The 7,005-nt window shown below is 64.2% G+C and carries 4 protein-coding genes; all 4 read right to left on the reverse strand.

The genetic code is table 11. The features are described from left to right. Positions 1-14: 14 nt before the first annotated feature. Complete coding sequence (locus AC1DYM_RS17930; RefSeq protein WP_046968490.1) at positions 15-377, reverse strand: response regulator; 363 nt, start codon at positions 375-377, stop codon at positions 15-17. Positions 378-387: 10 nt separating this feature from the next. Further along, complete coding sequence (locus tag AC1DYM_RS17935; protein WP_046968491.1) at positions 388-705, reverse strand: STAS domain-containing protein; 318 nt, start codon at positions 703-705, stop codon at positions 388-390. A 147-nt stretch (positions 706-852) separates the two neighbouring features. Beyond that, positions 853-1,104, reverse strand: a complete 252-nt coding sequence (locus tag AC1DYM_RS17940; protein WP_477340634.1) for a DUF7660 family protein — start codon at positions 1,102-1,104, stop codon at positions 853-855. 3 nt (positions 1,105-1,107) lie between these two features. Then, positions 1,108-7,005 (reverse strand): hemagglutinin repeat-containing protein (locus tag AC1DYM_RS17945; protein ID WP_477340636.1); only part of this gene is annotated, 5,898 nt, incomplete at its 5' end.

A 7,005-nucleotide genomic window follows, 5' to 3' on the forward strand; every position in this document is an offset into this window, starting at 1 on the left:
AGACGCGGCTGGGATCAGCCGAGGACGCGGTTGACCGTCGCCAGGAGCTGGTCCGGATCGAACGGCTTGACCAGCCAGCCGGTCGCGCCGGCCGCCTTGCCTTCCATCTTCTTTTCCGGGTTCGATTCGGTGGTGAGCATCAGAATGGGGATACCGCGGTAGTCCGCACGGGTGCGGATCTCGCGAACCATCGTGATGCCGTCCATCACCGGCATGTTCACGTCAGCCAGGATCAGGTCGAACTTGTGGACAGCTGCCGAATCGAGTGCCGCCTGGCCGTTATCGGCCTCCTCGACATCGTGACCGGCACCGCGAAGGGTGAAAGCCACCATGCTGCGCATGGAAGCCGAGTCGTCTACCGCAAGAATCTTAGCCATCGGAGCACCTTCAGTTCACGCCGGCGCGAGCCGGCAGTTCAATCAATGAGTTGAGGCCGAGCACGGCCACGCCGCGCTGCAGGCTGTCGCTGGCACCGGTCCAGGTCACGGAAAGCCCGGCCGCACGCGCATCGCGGGAAAACGCCGCGAGCAGCTGCAGGGCCGCCGTATCCACCTGGGCCACCGCCGTACCGTCAAGTTCGACGGCGTCGCCGGCGGCAAGCGCCTTGAGCAGGGTATCGCGCAAGGCCGGGGCCGCGGCAATACGCAGGTCCGCGTCGAGCGCCAGGGGCGCCAACGTTGCGTCTTTGGAGGATTTCTTCGCCATCGTCCGTACCGGTTCGGCCCTGGGCGCGTGTCGCCCGGGGGTTCGTTCGATGGTCTTATCGGCCTTGGGGGGGAAAGCTTTAGGGGGTGGTGCCAATTCGATGATGGTCCGAGCAAGACGTTCCCTATACATACGGGTGTCGAGTCGCTACTCGTAGACCCTTGATGCACTTAGGACTTTTGCAAACGTGCTCCAACTCGGACTAGTAACCTTCCCGTCACCGCTGGCCTTGGCGTACTGATCTGAGGATCTGGTCCAGGCAGCCATGGCGGACAGAAAGCTTGCCAGATCCGGGTTTTCCCACTCGTCCGAGTTGAGTGCGAGATCTTCGATCAACGCGTCAACGAAGTCCGCGAAATGGTCTTTGGTTTCTATATCCATGAATTGATCAAAGCGCATGCGTTAGCCTATTTGGGAAGGCGCAACATCTATTTTCACGCACACAACCGGCTTGAAGATATCGACCGTCTCTCCACCTACCTGGTAGAGATTATTCTTCTGCAAAAAGCCGCGTGCCAAGGAGTCATCGGCGAGCCCCTTGCTTCCTCCGATTTGATCCGTTCCAAGACCGAGGTCTGTCGCAGAATCCTGCAGTCGAATCGCCTCGAGAACAAGTCTGTTCTGGGCTTCCTCAGTGCTCAACCCGTTCTCCTTCGCGAACTCCGCAACGTTAGCCAGAACACCCTTCAGCAGATCCGGGTGCAGCTTCTCGTTGTAGACCTGGCCCGCAAGTGCGGTGCTCGCCCCCGCACCACCGCCCGCAACGCCACCGATTGCCGCCCCAGCCAATTGCAGCATTGCCTGACCTTCAGGGCTGCGCGGAGAAATATTGTGCTGTTCAAGGTACGTCTCCATCGCGCCACTCGCAGCTTCGCTGACACCCGCACCCACCGCTCCTTGTAATGCATTACCGTCGCCCATGACGGTGGTCTTGCTGCTGAGCAGGCCGCTCTTCTTTTTCTTCGTATCGGTGACGACCTCGTGCGACTCGCCCTCGGCATTGAGCGTCAAGTCATGCCCAGCCGCCAAGGTAAGATCACCCGTTTTCGTCCCAATCGTCGCCGCATCCAGCGTGGCGTCATGACCGGCCGCAACCTGCACGCCCGTCCCGGCATCCACGGTCACCCCACGCACCGTCTCGTCGGTAGTCGTCTGGGTGATGTGCTTCTTGCCTTCCTTCCAGCTCGACGTGCTCGTCTGGCTATCCGTAACCGCCGTCATATTCAGGTCGTTGCCGGCCTGCAATGCCGCGGCGCCACCTACCTTGATCTGGGTACCTTCAAGCGTGGCATCGTGGCCTGCCGCTATGGCCAGGTTGCCACCGGCATCGAGGCTCGTGACGTCGTGCGTGGTCTTGGTCGATGTTCCGTTCGTCGTCGTCGTGAGCGACAGGTCGTGACCGGCCAGCAGGGCCATGTCGCTGCCCGCATTCAGCGAGCTGGCCTGCGCGCTGAGATCGTGACCCGCCTGGACCATGAGCGAGCCGCCCGCCTCGACGCTGCTGCCCTTTGTCTGCGTGCTCCAACGGGTGCCGCTCTGTACGGCGCCCAGGGTCAGGTCATTGCCTGCCTGGAGCGCTGCATTGCCGCCAGCCTTAACCGTCGTTGCCGAGAGGTTGAGGTTGTTGCCGGCTACCAGTGACAGGTCCTTCCCCGCACTGAGGGTGAGGCCTTCAGCCTGCGTCCCCGTGATCGAGTTACTCCACTGGTACGGATGTGTCGTCGTGAGGCTGGACTCCAGCGACAGGTTGTTCCCCGCCGCCAGTGCCAGGCTGCCACCCGCCGATACACCCTGCCCCGCAAGGGTCAGATCGTGCCCGGCCGAAAGCAGCGCATCTCCGCCCGCGCTGACCGTGGTGTGATCGAGCGACAGGTTGTTCCCCGCGCTGATCTGCATCCCCTGCGTCGCGGTGATGCTCGATGCATCCATCCCGCGACCAGCGAGCCCACCCACGTTCTCCGAACGAATATCGCCGCCAGCGATCAGACTGACGCCCGCGCCGTCGATACGACCATTGAAGTTGGTGATGTTGCCCGTCGCGGCGATCGCCGTAAGACCGTCGCTGGAAATCCGCCCCGTGTTCAGCAGATCCTGCGCCGTCAGCAACGTGCTGTTCTGACCCTGAATAAGCCCACCGTTGGACAGCGAGCCCGACGCATCGATGCTCACGTCCTTACCCGCGATGACCGAGCCCTGTGCCGTCAGGCCGACGTTGCCATTGGCGAGGTACACCACCGGCACCAGTACTTCGTGGCCATCCACGTTTTGCTGGACCATCCAGACCACGTCCTGGGTGAGCGCACTCACCTGGGCTGCCGTGAGGGCCACGCCGACGCTCAGGTTCATTGCCTGGGCCACGTGCGTGGCGTTGTCCATCAGCGACTGGTATTCCTGCAGGCCGCTGCTGTAGTCGGACAGATAGGCGCGACCGGTGAGCTGGGTCACCTGGTTGACCACCAGCTGCTGTTCGTAGAACCCGTCACCCAGCCGCATCATGGTGCGTGCCGGATCCAGGCCGAGCTTGTCGAGGAGGTACTCGCTGCTGATGAACTGGCTGTAGTCGAGGAACCGGGCATTGGTCTCGATCAGGTAGTTGCCGCTGGGTGCGTGGCCGAGCAAGGCCGCCAGATACGCGTTGCCACGAAGGCCGACCGAACGTGCGGAGGCCACCGTCGCCAACGCGCTTGCGTCGACGCTGGCCGCTTCACCGCGAATGCTATAGATGCCACCTGTCGGCAGCGTCACACCGGCAAGCGGTTCGCCCGCACCGCCCAGCACCTGCGGCGCATGCCCGGTAGCCGGATCGACCTGCGCGCCGACCGGCAACCCGGTCGCGCCCTGCGCATTGCCCTTGTTCAACGACGACAGGCCGATCGCCTGCGCGTTCGGGTCCAGGCGCGTATTGCCCACCTGGCGACCGTCCGGCGTCACGCCGCCATTGGAGACGTTCACGCCGCCGATCGACACGCCCTGCGCGCCGGACATCACGGCGCCGAGCGCCGTGTAGTTATCGTGGATGTAGTTGGCGGGGTTCGTGTCCGGACGGTACGAGTAAGACTCCTTGGCGTTTTCCGGATTGTTGTTGCACAGGCTCTGGTCCGTACCGCACCCGATGTGATGCGTTACCGCGACGGACTGGATGGTCCGCCCCGCCGCCAGCGAGTTGTTCGCCACGGTCTCGTTGCCGAAGACCATGCCTGTACCGCCACCCGCACCCGCCTGGTTCACGGCGAGGAAGCCGCCGGCGGCGATGGTCGAGGTCGTGTTGTTCACCGAACCGTAGAGCGAGATGTTGCCGCCGGCGACGATCTGTGACTGCGCACTCGCCGCGGACACCACGGTCTCGTCGATCGTGTGGTACTCGGTGTAGGTCTCGTACTCCTGCACCTTGTTGATCGCGTACTTATAGTCCGACCGCGGCAAGGGCCGCGAGGCATCGGACTCCGCCTGCGTCAACGTGTGGCTGCTGGAGTCCAGCACGCGCCGCACGTTATTGATTTGGTTCGCCGCCAGAAGGATGCTGCCCWGCGCCTGGATCGAACCGGAGAGATTGTCGATCTGGCTCGCACGCGTGTCGAACAGACCCTGGCCGTTACGAGCGGCACCGGCCACGTTGATATTGCCGAGGCTGAAGATCTGCGCGTCGCGGTTGAGCAGGTAGCTGGTGTAGATATCGACGCTGTTGGTCGCGGCGATCGTGCCGCTCTGGTACGCGGCATTATCCGTCGCACGACCGAGGTCGGCGCCGTTGATCACGGTGCCGGCCTGGATGGTCACATCGCCACCCATGATGCTGCCGGTGTTGTTCACCGTGCCGGCGTGCAACCCCACCGTATTGCCCTGGATGCTGCCGGCGTTGGTGATCGTGCCGCCGGTGTTGAGCTGGGTATTGGCTGAGTCGAGCAAGGCGCCCGCGTTGTTGGTGATGTTGGCGGCGCTGACGCTCAGCCCGCTCACCGCCTGGATGCTGCCGTTGTTGACGAACTGGCCATCCACCGCGAGGTTGAAACCGCCGTTTGCCTTGATGCTGGAGCCGGCGGCCTGGATGTAATCGCCCGCCAGGTGCATGCCCAACGTGTTGTTGGCAACGATGCTGCCCTGCCCTACGAGGTTGCGGGCATCGAGGACGACATTACCGACCCCACCGACGCCGTCGATACCGGCCTGCACGGTGCCGCCGCTGTTGTCGAGACTGGACAGCGTGAGGTTGAGCTGGCGGCCCGCGGTGATCTTGCCGTTGGCGTTGTATGCCGACGCACCCGCATTGACGAAGCTGAAAGTGTTTCCGGCGTAGACGTTGCCGCTGGTGTTGTCGAGCTGGCCCGTGCCGAGGGTCAGGTTGCTGGCCGCGACGAGGGTGCCGCCCTGAGCATTGGATACTGAAGCAGCGGAGAGATTGACATCACCCTGCCCGCCCAACGTGCCGCCACGGTTGTCGATACCGCCGGTAGACGTGACCTGGGTCAGCGCGCTGCTCGCATTGGCGATGCGGCCACCCACGTTCGAGATCGAGGCAGAGTTCAGCGTCGTCGCGCCGTTGGCTTCGATCCGGCCTGCGTTGTTGTTGAGGCCGTTGGCCGCACGCAGATCGATCGCGCCGCGGCTTTGCAGGAGGCCGCCCGTATTGGTCAGCGTGTCGGTCGCCTGCACATTCAACTGCGCAGCGGCGATGGTGCCGGCGTTGACCAGTCGTGCGGTCGTGATTGTGGCAAGGCCGCCGGCAGCGATGGTGCCGGTGCCGTTGTCCAGCGTGCTACCGACGCCGAGGCTTACGGTGCCCGGTGCCGACTGAATCGTGCCGCCGCTATTGGCGAGGCTGCCAACGGTCAGCGACAGGTTGCCGCCGGTAGCCTGCATGAGGCCGCCAGCATTGTTGACGCTACCCGTCGCCGTGACGCCGAGCGTGTTGCCCGAGATCGCGCCATTGCTGAGGTTGCTCAACGATGCGGCCGAAACGATCGTGGCGCCGTGGGCATTGATCAGGCCACCATCGTTGACCAGCGCCGTGCTCGCCGTGACACGCGTCGCGCCGTTACCAGCGAGCGTGCCCTGGCGGTTGTCGATGTCCTGATCCGCGGAGACGTCGAGCTGACCCGTCCCGGCCAGCTGTACCGTGCCGCCGGTGTTGACGATACGACCACCGTGCAATGTGAGGTCGTTGCCGTTCGTGGCGATGGCGCCAGCGCTGTTGTCGAACGTGCCCGAGGTGCTGATCGTCAGTGCGGTGTTACCCGTCTGCAGCAACTTGCCGCGACCGTTGTCGATCGAGCCGGCCTGAAGCAGAAGCGCGTCGGCTTGCAGACGCGCATCATGGCCATCCGTGCCGCGATTGATCAGTGCGCCACTGGCCTGCGCCGTTAAGGCACCACCAGCGGCTAGATCCGCTGCGGTGTGATCGATGTTTCCCGCACGCGCGATCAGCGTGGCGTCGCCACCGGCTCTTTGTGTGCCAGAGGAGAGGTCGAGCGCATTCGCCTGCGCGTCGAGCGTCCGACCGGCGAGCAGGCTGCCATGCGCCGTGAGCGTGTTGTCGGCCAGCAGGTGCAGGTCGCCGGCCGTGTCGAGCGTTCCGTCCGCCTTGACACCTGCCGCCAGGACGCCGGCCACATCGACGCTGCCGCCATGAACGGTCACGTCACCTGACGACAGCGTGCGGCCATCGTTCTTCACCGCAGCGCCATTGAGCACTACCGTGTCGGCGGACAAGGTGCCCGCCTGATTGAGGGTGGCTCCGCTGGTGAGCGTGGCCGCGTGGGCCGTGATGTCGCCCTGCGTGATGACGTCACCCGTCGCACTTAAAGCGAGACCCGTTGCCGCCAGCTGCCCACTCTGCCGAATCGCACCTGAAGCCGTTGCATCGACGCCCGCTGCGGACGACACGACACCGCCGAGCGTGAGATCACCCTGGCGTGCTTCGAGATGCAGGTCACCCTGTTGCGTGCCGAGCGTACCGGTCGAGCTGACGCTGGCACCGCGGAGATCGACGCTTCTGGCGACGATCTTGCCAGCGTTGTTCAGCGCACCGGTCACATCGATGGTGATGTCTTGCGCGCTGGAGAGCGACGCCGCCGCGCCGAGCGTGAACGTGTCGGCGGCGATGTTGAATGCCTGGCCCGTGTAGAGGCTGCCCTGATTGTCCAGCGCCGTGCGTGCATGCAGATCGAACGCGCCATCGGTGGCGATCGTGCCGGTGTTGCCGATGCGATTGGCCGTGATCGACAGGGCCGATGAAGCCAGCAGCGAGCCTGCGTTCTGGACGTCGCCGGCAGCGTCGATGGTCAGGGCGCCGCCCGCCTGGGT

This window comes from Luteibacter sp. P1_D3 (assembly GCF_056406135.1).

What these genes read in the sequence shown, in the direction of transcription:
- AC1DYM_RS17935 (WP_046968491.1), bottom strand. Translation starts at nt 705, where the DNA reads ATGGCGAAGAAATCCTCCAAAGACGCAACGTTGGCGCCCCTGGCGCTC.
- AC1DYM_RS17940 (WP_477340634.1), bottom strand. Translation starts at nt 1,104, where the DNA reads ATGCGCTTTGATCAATTCATGGATATAGAAACCAAAGACCATTTCGCG.
- AC1DYM_RS17930 (WP_046968490.1), bottom strand. Translation starts at nt 377, where the DNA reads ATGGCTAAGATTCTTGCGGTAGACGACTCGGCTTCCATGCGCAGCATG.